This window comes from Gilliamella intestini (assembly GCF_900094935.1).
GTDB lineage: Bacteria > Pseudomonadota > Gammaproteobacteria > Enterobacterales > Orbaceae > Gilliamella > Gilliamella intestini.
Genome location: NZ_FMBA01000056.1, coordinates 12,588 through 13,709 on the forward strand (window position 1 = coordinate 12,588; position 1,122 = coordinate 13,709).

At 36.5% G+C, this 1,122-nt stretch carries 2 protein-coding genes; both read left to right on the plus strand.

What is annotated here, in order from left to right; genetic code table 11:
* Positions 1-810: RHS repeat-associated core domain-containing protein (locus GA0061080_RS10670; protein ID WP_209435818.1), on the plus strand; the 810-nt coding region annotated here is incomplete at its 5' end.
* 10 nt (positions 811-820) lie between these two features.
* Positions 821-1,122 (plus strand): immunity protein RhsI2 family protein (locus GA0061080_RS12645; RefSeq protein WP_209435819.1); only part of this gene is annotated, 302 nt, incomplete at its 3' end.

Here is a 1,122-nt window from a genome sequence, read left to right on the forward strand (position 1 = left end):
CTCTACTGGTACCAAAACGACCACCTCGGCACCCCCATTGCCCTAACCAGCAACATGGGTGACACCCTCTATGAATGCCAGTATAATGCCTATGGACAGATAATAAACGAAACCTACCATCAAGACGATTTCCACGCCCTGCCGGATAACCCGCTAAGGTTCCAAGGGCAATATTATGATGAGGAGACGGGATTACATTACAACCTAAACCGTTATTACGATCCATTTACAGGCAGATATATCACCCAAGATCCGCTTGGTATACTAGGCGGACTAAATAGTTACCAATATGCTGGTAGCGATCCGATAAATTGGATTGATCCGTTAGGGTTGATTAAGGTTGAAAATAGTGGGTTTGAGGGGGTTGCAGGAAAAGAAAGAATAGGTATTCCAACCACTACAGCTAAGGATCCATTAAGTCCTGTTCAGCAGTATGATGCATATGGTAATGAAATTGTTTATAGAACTATGTCCCAAGAACAATATCAACAATTTAGAAAAACAGGAAAAATGCCTCCAACAACAGAAACTTCCATCTCTCCAGTTTTAGGATATTCATCAAAATATAATGGAGTAACCGTAAAAATCGTGGTTAAACAAGGCACATTTTCTAAACTACAAGAAATAGGTATTGCAGCAAATTCTGCGGCAGCAAAAGTGTTTCCTACTATGTCAATTAAAACTGGAAAATGGATGAAAACAAATACACGTTTTAAAGTTGAAGGCGGACAAATGACAACCCAACTTGGACAAGGTAGAGGCATAGAAATTTTTAATGAAAATATTGTTCATTTTGAAAAAGTAAAATAAAGGTAAAAATATGCTATTAAAGTTAGAAAATTCAAAAGTACCAATGAAAATGGTATACTTACTATCAGAAAAATTAAAAAAAAATCCAGAAAAGGCCGCTTTGACACAAGCATTAACACTAGACAAAACAAAACCAAAAATGGGACTAAAAGGCACCAATGGTCTTTTCGGTACAAAAGAGTGGTGGAATAGTATTGAACAAGGAAGAATCCCTTTATTATTTATTTCGGGAATAATTAAAAAAGCTTATGTAGCAGGACAAGATCCCTCAAATTTTAATAATACAGTTGATTTATTACTTGAAGATGGAAC